The organism is Amycolatopsis sp. CA-161197, from assembly GCF_050942255.1.
Lineage (GTDB): Bacteria > Actinomycetota > Actinomycetes > Mycobacteriales > Pseudonocardiaceae > Amycolatopsis.
On sequence record NZ_CP192059.1, the window covers coordinates 2,572,275 to 2,588,136 of the forward strand.

9 protein-coding genes are annotated in these 15,862 nt (G+C 71.2%); 1 reads left to right on the forward strand and 8 read right to left on the reverse strand.

Annotation, left to right across the window (positions count from 1 at the left end; all coding sequences use genetic code 11):
- Positions 1-59: 59 nt before the first annotated feature.
- The 6 genes from ACQPXB_RS12380 to ACQPXB_RS12405 form a co-directional block, all read right to left on the reverse strand.
- Positions 60-2,813, reverse strand: coding sequence for an alkaline phosphatase family protein (locus ACQPXB_RS12380; protein ID WP_432851595.1), 2,754 nt, complete (start codon positions 2,811-2,813; stop codon positions 60-62).
- 4 nt (positions 2,814-2,817) lie between these two features.
- A complete protein-coding gene (locus ACQPXB_RS12385; protein WP_432851597.1) occupies positions 2,818-4,176 on the reverse strand; it encodes an ABC transporter permease in 1,359 nt (452 codons plus the stop codon).
- Positions 4,173-5,084 carry an ABC transporter ATP-binding protein gene (locus tag ACQPXB_RS12390; protein WP_432851599.1) on the reverse strand — a complete coding sequence of 304 codons (912 nt, stop codon included), beginning with the start codon at positions 5,082-5,084 and terminating at the stop codon, positions 4,173-4,175. The genes ACQPXB_RS12385 and ACQPXB_RS12390 overlap by 4 nt, the downstream gene beginning before the upstream one ends.
- Before the next feature lie 225 nt (positions 5,085-5,309).
- On the reverse strand, positions 5,310-6,287 hold the full coding sequence (locus tag ACQPXB_RS12395) for an amidohydrolase family protein (RefSeq protein WP_432851601.1): 978 nt from the start codon (positions 6,285-6,287) through the stop codon (positions 5,310-5,312).
- Between the two features lie 19 nt (positions 6,288-6,306).
- The gene (locus tag ACQPXB_RS12400) at positions 6,307-6,909 is read right to left on the reverse strand and encodes a hypothetical protein (protein WP_386956016.1); all 603 of its coding nucleotides are present in this window, start codon (positions 6,907-6,909) and stop codon (positions 6,307-6,309) included.
- A gap of 134 nt (positions 6,910-7,043) precedes the next feature.
- Complete coding sequence (locus ACQPXB_RS12405) at positions 7,044-7,838, reverse strand: IclR family transcriptional regulator (protein ID WP_366583747.1); 795 nt, start codon at positions 7,836-7,838, stop codon at positions 7,044-7,046.
- Between the two features lie 200 nt (positions 7,839-8,038).
- Here ACQPXB_RS12405 and ACQPXB_RS12410 point away from each other — a divergent pair, with 200 nt between their 5' ends.
- On the forward strand, positions 8,039-9,034 hold the full coding sequence (locus ACQPXB_RS12410) for a hypothetical protein (protein ID WP_432851603.1): 996 nt from the start codon (positions 8,039-8,041) through the stop codon (positions 9,032-9,034).
- An 852-nt stretch (positions 9,035-9,886) separates the two neighbouring features.
- On the opposite strand, the gene def is transcribed toward ACQPXB_RS12410, so the two are convergent.
- Both def and ACQPXB_RS12420 read right to left on the reverse strand, forming a co-directional pair.
- Positions 9,887-10,387, reverse strand: a complete 501-nt coding sequence (def, locus tag ACQPXB_RS12415) for a peptide deformylase (protein WP_366583749.1) — start codon at positions 10,385-10,387, stop codon at positions 9,887-9,889.
- 764 nt (positions 10,388-11,151) lie between these two features.
- Entirely contained in the window at positions 11,152-15,828 is a 4,677-nt protein-coding gene (locus ACQPXB_RS12420) for an ATP-dependent helicase (protein WP_432856587.1), read from the reverse strand.
- Positions 15,829-15,862: the final 34 nt, after the last annotated feature.

The following is a 15,862-nucleotide window of genomic DNA, read 5'->3' on the forward strand; positions in this document are numbered from 1 at the left end:
GCACGAAGCCCCCGGCCGGCGGGAAGCCGGCCGGGGGCCCGTGTCACTCAACCGGAAACTCAGCCGTCCGACTCGGCCGACGGGATGTACGCACCCGGCACCTGGTCCGGAGCGAACACCTTGTTCTCACCGGGGTACGGGGTCTTGAATCCGTGCGTCTGGTACCACGTGAAGTGGTTCATCTGCGCGGGGTTCGCGTAGTCCGCCGTCGCGTTCGGACCGGTCAGGCGCTGGTTCTTCTGCCAGGCCGACCACTGCGAAGCGACCTGCTGCTTGTCCGCCGGCACCGCGGTGTCGGGCTGGACGGAGGCGAACTGCGGAGCCACCACGTCCGGACCGCACGACGGCTGCGTCGCGAGGCCGCCCGTGAGCGACGTGCGGTTCGCCACCGCGTTGAACGGCGCCAGGTTCGGCTTGTCCGTGAAGGCACTCGCCATCGGGGTGGCCGCGCTGTCCTTCTGGTTCATCGGCTGGATCCCGAGGATCTGCTCGATCGTGCGAACCATCGTGATCTGCGAGTAGTACGTGCTGTCCACGGCCCCGTGCTGGGCGTACGGGCTGATGATCTGGATCGGCGCCCGGTGCCCGTCGACGTGGTCCAGCCCGGCCTGGGAGTCGTCCTCGACCACGAAGATCGCGGAGTCCTTCCAGTACTGGCTGTGCGAGATCGTGTCGACGATCTTGCCCACGGCGAGGTCGTTGTCCGCGACCTGGGCGGCGGCGTTCGCGGGACCACCGGTGTGGTCACTGGACAGCCAGAACATGTTCAGGTTCGCGGGACCGTTCTTCTCGAAGTCCTGCTGCCAGATCTGCTCCCGGTACACGTCCGGCACGCTGGTGTCGAACTTCGGGAAGCCGTGCACCGACACGTCGTTGAGCGACGGGATCGGCGACGACGACACGAGCGGGTAGGCGCTGGGCTCACCCGTCGCGGCCATGTTCTTGCTGTCGCAGTACAGGTTCTGCCACGACGCGCCCGACGGCTTGGTCAGGAACTGCTGGAACTCGCCGAAGTCGCGGACGGTGTTGCCCGCGGCCTCCGCGCCCGACCACAGCGTGCCGGAGGCCTGGTGGCCCAGCACGTCGTCCTCGGTGTCGTAGCTGCGCAGGTACTCGCCGGCCGAGGACTCGGTGTACTCCGGGTCGTCGGCCTGCATGAGCCAGTTGTGGCCCTCGGCGGAGTTCGTGCCGATGTCGTACGTGTTGTCGTACAACCCGAACTGCTGCGCCAGCGCGTGCTGGTTCGGCGTCACGTTCTCGCCGAACTGCGCCAGCGCGGCGTCGCCGTTGCCCTGCGGCAGGTCACCGAAGACCTGGTCGTAGGTCCGGTTCTCCTTCACGAGCAGGAACACGTGCTTGATCGGCGACGGGTCGCCGAGGCGCGCGGGCACGGGAACCGGCTTCTTGTTCTTGCCGTTCGACACGAGGACGGACTTGTCCGTCCAGCCGTTCTGCTTGAACACCCTCGGCGTGTACGACTTGATCGTGCGGTCGTCGGGCAGCTGGAAGCGCTGCACGCTGGCCGTCGTGTCGTGCGTGCCGTGCCCGGCGGCCGTGGTCGGGCGCTGGGCGTCGATGCCGCGGGTGTTGGACACGACGATGTCCTTGCCCACCGTGGCGATCGCGGTCGGGAAGTAGTCCGTGGGCAGCAGGCCGATGTAGCTGGCCGGCTCCTTGGGGCTGGAGTACTTGTAGACGGCGATCGCGTTGGCGCGGCCGAGCGTCACCAGCAGGTGGCCGTCCTTGGTGAGCGTGATGCCGTCGGGCTCGTACCCGACCGTGGCCTCGGGCCACGGCTGGGTCGCGATGGTCTGGATGACCTTGTCCTTGCCCGAATCGATCACGGACACGTTGTTGCTGGACGTGTTCGCGACGAACACCGTGCCGTTGCTGGCGTACACCGCGGTCGGGTGCAGCCCGACGTTGATGGTCCCCACGGCGGCGGCCGGCTTCGCGGTGTTGATCACCGAGACCGTACCCGTGGTGGAGGCACCCGTGAACGGGTCGGCCGGCACCTGGGTGTTGTAGGAGTTGATCGTCGTCTCACCGGGGCGAGGCAGGCGGCCGCCCTCGTTGCTGACGTAGAGCTTCTTGCCCACGAGCACGAGGTCGCGCGGCGCGATGCCGGTGTTCCAGCTCTGCTGGACGGCGCCGGTCGACGCGTTGATGGCGACCACGCGGTTCTGCCCGTTCACCGCGGCGTACGCGACGGCGCCGTCAGGCGAGAACACCGCCTGGGCGACCAGCGCGTGCTTGGGTCCGTCGGCGGGGATCTTGATCGAGACGGGGTTCGCGAGCGAGCCGTCGGCGTTCACCGAGAACTTGGTGTAGCCGTCGGTCTGGGCGAGCCACAGGAACTTGCCATCGGGGGAGTACGACGGGCCTTCCTGGCCGACGTCGTTGCCGGCGATCTTGAGGTTCACCTTCGCCGAGGTGCCGATCAGCTGCTGGACCTTGTAGCTCTTGAGGTCCACGATCGTCAGCGCGGCGTCGCCGTCGGTGGTCAGCGCGGCGAGGTGCGTGCCGTCCGGGCTGATCGACGACGCCATGATCTTGCCGTCGTTCACGACCAGCCGGTCACCGATCGGGTCGAGATACTGGTCGCTCGAGACGACCAGCCCGTCCTTGGTGTTCTCGCCGACGTGCTGCTTGCCGAACTCCTGCGTCGACGCGGTGCCGATGCCGGAGCCCGTCACGACCAGAGCGAGAGTGGCAGTGCCGGCGGTGGCGAGGCGGATCTTCCGCGCTCTGCCGGCATCGGAAGAGCCGGACGCGGCTCTCCCACCACGCCTGCGGCGGCGTGTTACCTGCATGGGGTCATCCCTTCGGGGTGGAGGACAGCAGTTCGACGCTGGCGTCGAACTGCCACAGCGGGTTGGGTTGGTCCCCGATCGGGGTCCGCACCTGGAAGTAACCGTTCACTTCCTTCGGTCCGTCGCCGTCGGCGACGAACCGCCCGTCTGAGGTGACGTCGAGCTGGTAGATGGCCTGACCAGTCGCTTCGACGTCGGGGAGATGCCACGAGACGACGCACCGCCAGTCGTTGCCGGGGCCTTCCTGGGCGACCAGGCCGCCGCCCTTCTGGCAGGCCGACGTGACGCCGAGCTGCGCTTCGGTGACGGCGGGGCGGTGTAGTTCGTCGGTCTGCAGCCGGTAGAGGTGGGCGAACGTCGTCGAGAGCGACTGCTGCACCTTGTCCTGCGTGACGCCGGAGCCGAGTGACGGCGTGGCCACGGCGATCACCGCGAAGGCGACCACGATCAGCCCGACCAGCGGCAGCGCGCCGGCGGTGATCGTGCGACGGGCCGAACCGTCGTAGCTCAGGTTGGTGAAGTCGCGGCGCAGGAACAGCAGGTAGGCCAGCGAGGTCGCCACGACCGTCCACACCAGACAGACGAGGATGCTGATCAGCAACGGCCCGGCCTGGGCGGGGCTGGTGAACAGGCCTTCCCACGCGATGAACGTGTAGGTCGGCAGCGCGAGGCGCAGGGCCACGGGCAGGGGCAGCAGCTGCACGACCGCCATCGCGAGCGCGACGACGGCGGGCAGCAGCAGGCCCATCGGCGACCGGCCCAGCGCGACCGACCCCAGCAGCCCGACCGCGGCCAGCGCGAGCGTCGGCGCCAGTGCGCACACCCAGGCGAGCAACACGGTGGCGGCGGCGGAGCCGGGCGAAAGGAGGTGCCCGTCGAGCCCGACCAGCTGCCGGCTGCCGGCGCCGATGACACCGCCGACCGCACTGGAGATCGCCATCCCGGCCACGAGCACGAAGATCACGGTGAGGCTGGCCAGCGCCTTGGCCACGAAGATCCGCCGGTACGACCGGACCGCCACCAGCAGGTGGCGCCAGGTGCCGAGCCGGTCCTCCGACGCGAACACGTCACCGGCGACCACCGACGTGAGCAGCGGAAGGGCGTAGCTGCCGGCGAAGCCGAGCATCACGAGCGAGCCGGCCCAGCCGGTGGCGTTCATCCAGCGGCCGAAGACGGTGTCCACCGGCAGGTCGCTCTGCTGGCTCACGGCGGCGACGAACAGCGCCGGGGCGATCCAGCAGGCGAGCACCAGCAGGCGAACGCGCCACTGGGAGACGAGTTTGACGAGCTCGAAGCGGTAGCCGCGGGCCACGGAGGCGGGGCGGACGGGCGCTGCTTCTCGTTCGGTGAGGGTCGCGGTCATCGGGCGGACTCCTGCTGCCGGGCCCCGGTTTCGGGCTCGGCCTCGGTTTCGGTCAGGGCGAGGAACGCGGCTTCGAGCGGCGAAACCACGGGGGCGAGCTCGCGAATGGCCACGCCGTCGCGGACGAGGCGCACCACGAGCTCGTCGAGGGCGGGGACGAGCGCACGCACGACGAGGACGCCACTGTCCTTTCCGGACTCGTCGCCGAGCCGGATGCCGGAGGTTTCGAGGGCGAGCTTGCGCGCGGCCTCGCGATCGGAGGTCATGAGCCGGTAGTCGAGCTCCTGGCTCTCCGACGAGAGCTTGCCCAGCGGGCCGGTGAAGACGACGCGGCCCGTCGCGATGATCGTGACCTCCGAGCACAGCGCTTCGAGGTCGTCCATGCGGTGGCTGGACAGCACGACGGTGGCGCCTTCGGCCGCGAGGCGCGTGAGGACCCCGTGCACGTGCTTCTTGCCGGAGGGGTCGAGGCCGTTGGCGGGCTCGTCGAGCACGAGCAGGCGCGGGCGGGTGAGCAGTGCGGCGGCGAGGCCGAGCCGCTGGCGCATGCCGAGGGAGAACCCGCGCACGCGGTCGTCGGCGACGTCGGTGAGCCCGACCTGGGCGAGCGCGTCGTCGAGGTCGGCCGCGCGGGTGTCGCCGCCGCGCAGGGCGGCCAGCGCGGCGAGGTTCTTGCGCGCGGTGAGCGAGGGGTAGAGGCCGGGGCCGTCGACGAACCCGGCGACGCCGCCGGGCGCGTCCAGGGTCCGCCCGACGGGCGAGCCGAGGATCTCCAGCCGGCCCTCGTCCGCGACGGCGAGGCCCAGGAACAGTCCCAGCAGCGTGGTTTTGCCCGCGCCGTTCGGCCCGGCCACGCCGTGGATCTGCCCCGGGGCGATGTCGAGATCGATTTCGTCGAGTGCGATCACTTCGCCGAAACTTTTGGTGATTCCCCGAGCCCGGACTGCCGCAGGTGTGTCCATGGTCCCTTTGCTTTCGTCGTGAAACGTGCGTCAGGAACTTAGGGACGGTAAATTAATCTCGAACCGGTGCCGGGTGAACTATCGGGAAACGGGGCTCGGACGAAGCAAGTCGTACTCGTGGATTGTCCGGATTAAATCGTGATCTTGCCTTGAGTTAACCGTCGGCTTGCATTAAGGGAGTCGGAACAGGGCTCGCGCGTTGTCCCTGCCGATCTTGCGGCGGTCGGGCTCGTTCAGGGGTGCGGAGTCGAACCAGCCGGCCGCGTGGTCGACGTTTTCGAACGGCCAGTCGGTGGAGAAGAGGATGCGGTCGGCGCTCAGTTCCGACATCGCGGCGAGCAGGGACTGGGAGCGGAAATTGCCGGAGGTCGTCACGTAGAAGTGCTCGGTGAAGTATTCGGTGATCGGCCGTTTCGCGGGATAGGGGAGCTCGGCGTTGGTCCATTTGTTGTGATGGTCGATCCGCCAAAGGGAGTAAGGAAGCCCTTCGCCGAGGTGGCCGAGAATGATCGTGACACCGGGATGGCGATCGAACAACCCCGACGCGGCCAGGCGCAGCGCGTGCACGGCCGTCTGCTGGCCGAACGCCCAGGCCGGCCCGAGCAGCCACTCGTGGCCGGCGTACACGCGGGCGTCCTGCGGCAGCGGGTTGCGCGGGTGCAGGTAGAACGGCACGCCGAGGCGTTCGACCTCGGCCCAGAACGGGTCGTACTCGGGGGTGTCGTAGTAGGTGACGGTGCCGGCGTCGTCGAGCTCGGTGAAGCTGTTCACGAGTGCGCCGACGAATCCGAGGTCCGTGACCGCGCGGCGCAGCTCGGCCGTCGCGAGGTCCGGGTCCTGCAGGGGCAGCGCGGCGAACCCGCGGAACCGGTCGGGCCGCGCGGCGACGTGCTCGGCGAGGGTGTCGTTGGCGCGGCGGGCGAGCTCGGCGGCCTTCACCGCGTCCGGGATCCCTTGCACCGCAGGGGAGTTGAGCGACAGCAGCATCAGCTCGATGCCGTGGGCGTCCATCAGCCGCAGCCGCCGGCCGTCGACGTCGAGCAGGCGGGCGCGCAGGGTGGGCCACAGCGCCGGGGGAGCGTAGGGCTCGGAGTCGCCGAGCGTCTCCTCGGTGGCGAAGTGTTCTTCGAGGGCGATCTTGCCGTCCACAGTGGAAGTCCTTTCCGGATCAGTCCTGGTCGCGCTGGGCGTCTTCGAGCTGGATCTGCCTGACCCGCACAGGGTTGTGCAGCGCGGCGATGTGGACGCCGAAGAACAGGTGCCACACGAGGATCGCGAACGGGAACTTCCAGCCGTGCCCGAACGAGAAGAACCCGAGCCCGGTGCCCGGCCGGTAGATCAGTGGCGCGAGCAGGCCCGCGGCCACGAGCGCGAGGACGGTGCAGAAGGTAAGCGCTTTCAGCAGGTTCCCGGTGTTCGTGGCACGGAAGGGCAGCTTCGGGTACGCGAGCAGCGCGAAGACGAACACGAACGCGATCCCGTTGAAGTAGTGCATGAACTGCCCGGCGAAGTACGACGCGGCCGTGCCCTCGGGAGTCGCCGGTGCGGCGACGTGCCCGTTGTGCAATGGCCACGGCAGCTCCGGCAGCCCGATGGCGGGCATGAAGTAGCCGGCGGTGGTGGCCATCTGCGTCGCGACGAACGCGGTGACCAGCAAGGCGCCGATGGGGTGGCGCCCCGACCAGCGGAACCACTCGCGGTCCGGGCGCAGATCGGTGAGGCCGCGCGGGCCGGCGCGCTCAGGCCGGGGAGCGACGATGCTCGTGGACACGGGAGCCTCCTTCGGCTCGTTCACTTATGTGCATCGAGTTTACGAAAAGTGGATGATCGTGTCCAGGGGTGGGCGCGAAGGGACCAGGGCCGGCCTGGCTTTCCGGTGGTGTGGCTGAGGGTTCGAGCCGGGGGTCAGCCGGCGGCGGGGCCGCGTCCGCCGAGCTCCACCGACGCGGCGGTGGTCGTGCGCAGCAGTTCCTCGGTGGCGCTCGCGACCTGCTCCGGGCCGGCGTGGCCGACGGGCATCGCGAGCGCGACGGCCAGCGGCAGCGGCGTGGCCTCGGAGAACACGGGCGCGGCGACCGTGGTGACGCCGGGGATCATGGCGTCCGTGGTCACCGCGGCGCCGGAGCGGCGGACGTCGCGGATGATGCGCGTGACCTGGGCCGGCGAAGGGATTTCGGGTGCCGAACCGGGGTCGAAGTCGCCGCGCAGGACGGGGGCGGTGATCGTCTCCGGCAGGTGGGCCAGGAAAACGCGGCCGACCGACGTGGACAGCAGCGGCAGGATCGCCCCGACCCGCACGGTGATCGGCAGCACGTGGGCGCCGTAGTGCCAGCCGACGATGACCGGCCCGTGGTCGCCCCATACGGCGAGGTTCACGGAGTGGCCGGTGCGGTCGCGCAGGCCCGGCAGGTGTTCGGAGACGACCTCGACCTCGTCCATGCGCCGCAGTGCTTCCATGCCGAGGCGGCGCAGCGCGGGGCCGAGGTCGTAGCGCCCGGAGTTCGGCGACTGCGCGACCAGGCCTTCGCGCGACAGGCTGACCAGGTAGCGGTGCACTTTGCTCGGCGCCATCCCGCTCGCCTCGGCGACCTGCTTGAGGCTCATGGGACCCGGGCCCTGCTCGAGGGCGCGCACGACCGTCATCGCGATCTCGACCGACTGGATGCCCTGGCGGTCGTCTTCGGGTTCCCGGGCTGCCACGTTCTGGACTATACGGCCGGTCCGGCGCCGGATCCGGCGGGGTGAGCCGCCTCGGCGAGCCGCGGTCTGCCCTTGCGTACGGCGGTGCTTCCCGCGCTCGCCTCGACAACTCGTCCACTTTCCGTAAACTCGATGCAGATAAGTGAATGACACTGATCGAAAGAGGCGGGCCGCGCGGGCGGCCTCGCGAGGAGGTAGTGGTGAACGAGCGGAATCTGGGTCGCCGGGCGTTGCTGAAGGGTGCCGCGATCACCGGGGCCGCGGCGGCCGTCGCGACGGTGCTGCCGGCAGCGACCGCGAGCGCGGCTTCGCGAGGGTATGGCTCGGGTGTGCGTCAGGTTTCGGGCATCGGCACGGTCATCGACACCTCGCACGCGACGCCCGGCGTTTCGCGGGTGCTGAGCGCGTACTTCCTCGCCAAGACCGGGAAGCAACCCGAACAGACGATGGCGCAGGTCAACCGCGCGCAGATGAACTACCTCGACGCGGTGACCGGGGAGATCTGGCCGTCGTGGCAGTCGCTGCACGATCTTTTCGCGAAGAACATGCTGAAGTGGCCCGCCGACGGGAAGTCCTACGCCACGCGCATCCTCGGCGACGACCGCAGCGCCATCGTCTTCTTCTCGAACACGCCAGGCCTCTTCGCGCCTGGCGAGATCCGCGCGACCGGCGTGGTCAACCTGCAGGGCGGCAAGATCGCGCGCTGGGTCGACTACTGGGACGGCCGCCACGTCGGCATCGACTACGTGCGCGGCAAGCGCGAGCCGTTCCCCGCGGACTTCAAGGAGGGGACCGTCGGCGAGACGGCCGCCCCGGTGATGCGCCGCGCCGTCGCCGGTCTCGCGGGCGCACTGGCCACCGGCGCGTCTCCGCAGCAGTTCTTCGCGGAGGACGCGGTGTTCGAGGACGTCACGGCGCACCTGCACCTGGTGGGCCCGGCCGCGATCACGCGCTTCCTGACCTCGGCCCGCGACCTGCTCCCGTACGCCGGCCCGGGCTCGGCCGTGCGCCACACCCTGGGCGGCCCACTCGGCGGCGGCTACGAGTGGACCTCTCGCGGCCCCGTACCCCACGGCGTCACCGCCCTCGAACTCGACGCACGCGGCCTGATCACCCGCGCGACCGCCGTCTGGGACGGCTCCTTCACCGACGACGCAACACTCGCCGCGCTCTCGCAGAAGGCAGTCGAACACTGATGACGGCGGGCGATCCGGACTGGTGCCGGTGAGGTTTCGGTTGTGGGGGAAGCGGGTTCTCGGGCCGCTTCTCCCCGAGATCAGACGTGGGCGGCGGTCCAGGTGTCCGCGTGCGGAGGCCGGGCGAGCTGGCTCGGGGCTGCTTCTCCGGCGTGGTCAGGTGTGGGTGGTGGTGCAGGTGTCCGCGGTGCGGAGGCCGGGCGAGCTGGCTCGGGGCTGCTTCTCCAATGTGATCAGGCGTGGGTGGTGGTGCAGGTGTCTGTGGTGCGGTAGCCGGGCGAGCTGGCTCGGGGCTGCTTCTCCCGTGTGATCAGGCGTGGGTGGTGGTCCAGGTGTCCAACGGTGCGGAAGCCGCGCGAGCTGGGTCGGGGGTGCTTCTCCCACGTGATCAGGCGTGGGTCGTGGTCCAGGTGTCCGCGGTGCGGAAGGCGGGCGAGCTGCGCGGGGCTCCTTTTCCCATGCGATCAGGAGGGTTGTGGCCCGGGTGTCCACCGTGCGGAAGCCGGGCGAGCTGGCGCGGGGCTGCTTCTCCCGTGTGGTCAGGCGTGGGCGGTGGTCCAGGTGTCTGTGGTGCGGTAGCCGGGCGAGTTGCTCGATGGTCGGGCTGATCCCAACAGCTCCCTCGCGGCGCCGCCATCAGCACCCACCCCGGCATCGGCAGCAAGGCCGGCTTTCCTCGCTCCCGAACCTGCGGCGCTCGACCGAGGATTTCACCGCGACCGAGGACTACCGTGCTCCGGCGCTGCCCTTCTCCCCTTTCACCGGACTATTCCGCGTGCGAGATTCAAGAGCGTGAACAACCCCGGCGCTTCATGCGCGCGGAAAGCTTTTCCGCGCGCATTTCGACTGTGCTCAGCGGTTCCAGAACCAGTCCTTGCCCCGCGCCTGCTTGAGCGCCTGCTTCTTGCGCTCTGGCGTCAGGCGTTCCAGGTAGAGCATGCCGTCCAGGTGGTCGGTCTCGTGCTGCAGGCACTGCGCCAGCACGTCGACGCCTTCGACCTCGATGGGCTCGTTGCGCAGGTCAACACCCCGCACCACCGCGTGCTTGGCCCGCACGGTCGGGAACCACAGCTCCGGCACCGACAGGCAGCCCTCGTCGATCTCGTGCGTCTCCTCCGACAGCGAGACGATCTCGGGGTTGATCACGTAGCCCGTCAGCCCGCCCACGTCGTAACTGAACACCCTCAGCCCGACCCCGATCTGCGGCGCCGCCAACCCCGCGCGCCCGTCCGGCTTCACCGAATCCATGAGGTCCGTGACCAGCGCCTCGACCTTCTTGTCGAAAGTCGTCACGGGATCACACACCGTCTTGAGCACCGGGTCCCCGAAGTAGCGCAGAGCGCGCATCGCCATGATCGAACGTCCTTCTTCCCACCGACTATCCCGACGAAGTCTAATGACCACCGCCCCCACCCCACCCCCACCCGGCACGCACGGCTGGTCAGCCCCGCGGTCCGGAGCCCTTCGACGGATCCCGGAACTCTTCATCGCTTAGCCGCGCACCCGGCGCCCCTTCTCGCCGGCCCGGCCCCGGCTGCGCACCGCTTCCGCTCTCGACCCCGCCCCACCCGCACCCACGGCTGGTCAGCCCCGCGGTCCGGAGCCCTTCGACGGATCCCGGAACTCTTCATCGCTTAGCCGCGCACCCGGCGCCCCTTCTCGCCGGCCCGGCCCCGGCTGCGCACCGCTTCCGCTCTCGACCCCGCCCCACCCGCACCCACGGCTGGTCAGCCCCGCGGTCCGGAGCCCTTCGACGGATCCCGGAACTCTTCATCGCTTAGCCGCGCACCCGCCGCAGCTCCTCGCCGACCTCGCCCAGGCCGCGCACGACTTCCGCCGTCGACCACGACCCACAGCGGTCGGCTACGCAGCCGCATTCCTCCCGCCCTGCATTTCGCCCTGTGCCGGGCCGCCGCCGCTCGCCGCCCTCCACCGCTCGCGGCGCCCGCCCAGTCACCCACCGGCCGCTGCGGCGGCGAGCTCCACACTCACCGAGCCTTCGACCTCGGCTGTTGTCGGCGGCCGGCTGCTCGCCACGAGCGCACCGGCGCCCGTGGCGAGCAGCCGGCCGCCCTTCGGTACCGACGGCTCTTCTCCGTCGATCTGACTTACGGCGCTCAGGCCCGCAATCGCAGTCCCTTCGGGGTTGCGCGGAAGCCGGCCTCGCGGAGGATGTCGGCGAGTTCGGAGGTGAGGGCTTGTTCGCCGTCGGCGCGTTGGACGGCCAGTTGGCCCAGCCAGCCCTCGCGGACGGCGGTGGAGAGGCCCGCGGCCGCGGCTTGGAGGGGGGCGCGGTCCTCGGTGAAGCTCAGCAGGGAGCGGCCGCCGCGTTCGACGTAGAGGGCGGGGACGCCGTCGACGAGGACCGCGAGGGCGCCGGCCTTGCGCGCGGGGCGGTGTTTCGTGTCGCCGGTGGCGGCGGGCCAGGGCAGGGCCGCGCCGTAGGGCTGGGCGGGGTCGGCGGCGGCCAGCACCACCGCGCGGTCGCTGCCGGCCCGGGCCGGAGAGCCGGACCAGCCGTCCGTGCCGGGCGCGGGGCCCGACAAGGCACGCAGCCGGTCGACCGCGCCCCTCGCCGCGAACTGCGCCGCGCCGAGGCCCTCCACCACGTAGCCGCGCACGACCTGCCCCGAGTCCTCCATGCCGCGCAACACCTTGTAGATCCCGGAAAAACCGCCCGTGACCCGTTCGGTGTCGAGGGCGCCGCGCGTGAGCACGCCGTGCCGTTCGAGGAACGCCTCCGTGCGCGCGTGGGCCCGGCGCGTCGGATCGGTCTCCCGCACCGGCGTGAGGGCCCAGCGGCCCGCGACCGTCGGCGGACCGGTGCGCGACGGCATCGCCGGGCGCCCGGCCCGCAGCCGCGCGTACCGGCCGCGCGGAGCCTGCCGCCGAGGTTTGTGCGCGCCGTGGCCCGCGACCTGCGCGCGCAGCGGCGCCAGCGTGTCGCCCGTGACCAGCCCGGCCCACACCAGATCCCACAGCGCACCCGCGATGTCACCGTCGTTCGGCGGTGACTCCAGCTGCGGCGAAACCCGGTCCACCAGCTGCCGGAAGAACAACGCACCACCCTCCAAAGTGGACAGCAGAGCCTCGTGCACCGGACTCGACGGCGCGTTCTCCTCGACCTCCGGCAGCAACAGGTCGGCCACGTCCGTCGGCGCGAGCGCCAGCCACCCGTCCCCGCCGGACAGCGCGCCGCAGCCCGCCCACGTGACCTCGCCCGCCGTGGTGAGCTCGTCGAGCAGGCCGGGGGAGTAGCCCGGCAGCCGGCTCGGCAGGATCAGCGACTCCACGGCACTCGCCGGCAACGGCGCACCCGCCAGCTGCTCGACCACCGACAGCACGTCGTCCGCCGTCGGCGCCGAGCGCACCCGCGCGCCGATCCCGTGCCACGACGGCAGGAACCGGCCCAGCGCCGCCGGCTCCACGGGCTCGACCTCCGCCCGCAGCTTCGCCAGCGACGCCCTTCGCAGCCGCCGCAGCACCGCCGCGTCGCAGTATTCGAGCCCCACGCCGTGGGTGTCCGGGTGCCCGACCGGGCTCAGTTCACCCCGGACCAGCCGCCCCTGCCCGGTCAGCCGCTCCAGCACGCCCGTGACCACCGCCGGGCCGAGCCCGAACCGCGCGGCCGCCGCCGAAGCCGGGAACGGTGCGCGGATCCGCGCGTACCGCCCGAGCAGGTCGCCCAGCGGGTCCTCCACCGGTTCCGTGAACGCCTCGGGCACCCCCACCGGCAGCGCGACCCCCAGCGCGTCGCGCACCCGCCCGGCGTCCTCGATCGCCAGGAACCGTTCCTCGCCCGCGATCCGCACCCGGATCGCCCGCCGCGCGGCTTCCAGCTCCTCCAGCCACTCCGGCTGGATCCCCCGTTCCAGAGCCTCCACAGTGGACAGATCACCGAGGAACCGCAACAGGTCGGCCGCGTCCTCCGCCGAACGCGCGTGCCGCTCCGGATCCAGCCGCTGCAGCGACCGCTCCACCTCGCGCACGGCGTCGGGATCCAGCAGCTCCCGGATCGCCTCCGTGCCGAGCAGCTCGGCCAGCAACCCGGAGTCCAGCGACAACGCGGCCGCCCGCCGCTCGGCCAGCGGCGCGTCGGTCTCGTACAGGAACATCCCGACGTACCCGAACAGCAGGCTCCGCGCGAACGGCGACGCCGCCGGCGTCTCCACCTCCACCAGCCGCACGCGCCGCGCCCGGACGTCGGCCATCAGCTCCCGCAGCCCGCCCACGTCGTAGACGTCCTGCAGGACCTCCCGCATCGCCTCCAGCACCACGGGGAAGCGCTCGTACTTCGCCGCCACCGACAGCAGCTGCGACGCCCGCTGCCGCTGCTGCCACAACGGCGTCCGGCGCCGCGGGTCGCGCCGCGGCAGCAGCAGCGACCGCGCCGCGCACTCGCGGAACCGTGCGGCGAACACCGCCGACCCACCGACCTCCGCGACGATCAGCTGCTCGACCTCCTCCGGGTCCAGCAGCACGTCGTCGGCGCCGATGGTGACCTCGCCGCCCTCGGCGTCGAGCGCGTCGGGCAGCCGCAGCACGATGCCGTCGTCGGAGTGCGCCACCTGCGCGTCGACACCCCGGTTCTCCCGCAAACGCGCGGCGATCGCCAGCGCCCACGGAGCGTTGACCTGCGCCCCGAACGGCGAGTGCACCACGATCCGCCAGTCGCCCAGCTCGTCGCGGTAGCGCTCCAACAGGATCGTGCGGTCGTTCGGCACATGCCGCGTCGCCGCCTTCTGCTCCTCCAGGTACGCCAGCAGGTTGTCGCATGCCCGCTGGTCGAGCCCCGCCGCCGCGGCCCGGTTCCGCGCCGCCGCGCTGTCCGAAGTGGACAGTTCCCGAACGAACGCGCCCAGCGCCCGCCCCAGCTCCAGCGGCCGTCCCGCCGCGTCGCCCTTCCAGAACGGCATCCGCGCGGGCTCGCCCGGCGCAGGCACCACGATCACGCGGTCGTGGGTGATGTCCGTGATCCGCCACGACGACGTGCCCAGCAGGATGGTGTCGCCGACACGCGACTCGTACACCATCTCCTCGTCGAACTCGCCCACGCGCGAGCCCGGTTTGTCGTCGGCCCCCGGTGTCATCACGGTGAACAGCCCGCGGTCGGGGATCGTGCCGCCCGACGTGACCGCCAGCCGCTGCGAGCCCGGCCGCCCGTGCAGCTCACCGGTCACGCGGTCCCAGGTGATCCGCGCCCGCAGCTCGCCGAACTCCTCGCTCGGGTACCGCCCGGCCAGCATGTCGAGCACCGCGTGCAACGCGTCGTCGGGCAACGCGGAGAACGGTGCCGCCCGCCGCACGAGCGCCGCGATCTCCGGCACCGTCCACGACTCGAGCGCCACCATCGCCACCACGTGCTGCGCCAGCACGTCGAGCGGGTTGCGCGGGTACCGCACGGCCTCGATCGCGCCCGCGGCCATCCGCTCCGCGACCACCGCGCACGACACCAGGTCACCGCGGAACTTGGGGAACATCACCCCGGACGACACAGCCCCCACCTGGTGCCCGGCGCGCCCGACCCGCTGCAGCCCCGACGCGACCGTGGGCGGCGCCTCGATCTGCACCACGAGGTCGACCGCGCCCATGTCGATGCCCAGCTCCAGCGACGACGTCGCCACCACGCACGGCAGCCGCCCGGACTTCAGCTCCTCTTCCACGTGCGTGCGCTGCTCCCGCGACATCGACCCGTGGTGGGCGCGCGCGATCGTCGGCGCCGCGCCGGTCGTGAGCCCGGACTGCCCGATCGCCTCGGCGGGGAACGCGTCGCCGGCCCGCAGCTCCGTCTGCTCGGCCGCCAGCTCGTTGAGCCGCGCCGTGAGCCGTTCGGTGAGCCGCCGCGAGTTGGCGAACACGATGGTCGACCGGTGCGCCTGGATCAGTTCCAGCACCCGTTCCTCGACCGCCGGCCAGATCGACGGCCGCTTCACCTCGGCGCCCGCGACCTCCTCCTGCGTGCCGATGCCGCCCTCGGAAGGCAGCTGCGACAACGACGTGAGGTTCTCCAGCCGCTCCATCGGCGACGGCGCCGGTCCGTCGAGGTTCGCCATGTCCTCCACCGGCACCTCGACGCGGACCTCGATGGTCTTCGCGAGCTTCGGCTGCACCACCGTGACCGGCCGCCCGCCGGCGAGAAAGGAGCTCACCTCGTCGACCGGCCGCACGGTGGCCGACAGTCCGATCCGCTGCGCGGGCTTCGGCAGCAGCGCGTCGAGCCGCTCCAGGGACACCGCCAGGTGTGCGCCCCGCTTGCCGCCCGCCACGGCGTGGACCTCGTCGACGATCACCGTCTCCACACCGGCGAGCGACTCTCGCGCCGACGAAGTGAGGATGAGGAACAGCGACTCCGGCGTGGTCACCAGCACGTCGGGCGGCGTCTTGCCGAACGACCGGCGCTCGGCCGCCGTGGTGTCGCCGGTGCGCATGCCGACCTCGATCTCCGGCACCGGCAGCCCCAGCCGCCGCGATGCCTGCGAGATCCCCGCGAGCGGCGCGCGCAGGTTGCGCTGCACGTCGACCGCCAGCGCCTTCAACGGCGAGACGTAGAGGATCCGGCAGCGCTTGCGCGGCTCAACCGGCGGTGGTTCCACCGACAGCCGGTCGAGCGCCCACAGGAACGCGGACAGCGTCTTGCCGGACCCGGTGGGCGCCACGACCAGGGCGTGCTGCCCGGCGTGCGCGGCCCGCCAGGCCCCTTCCTGCGCCGCGGTCGGCGCGGCGAACGCCCCCTCGAACCACGTGCGGGTCGCGGGGGAGAAGAGGTCGAGGACGTCTGCTGCCACGTCCTCCATGATGCGCGGCACCCCCGACAGTTTCCGATTCCCG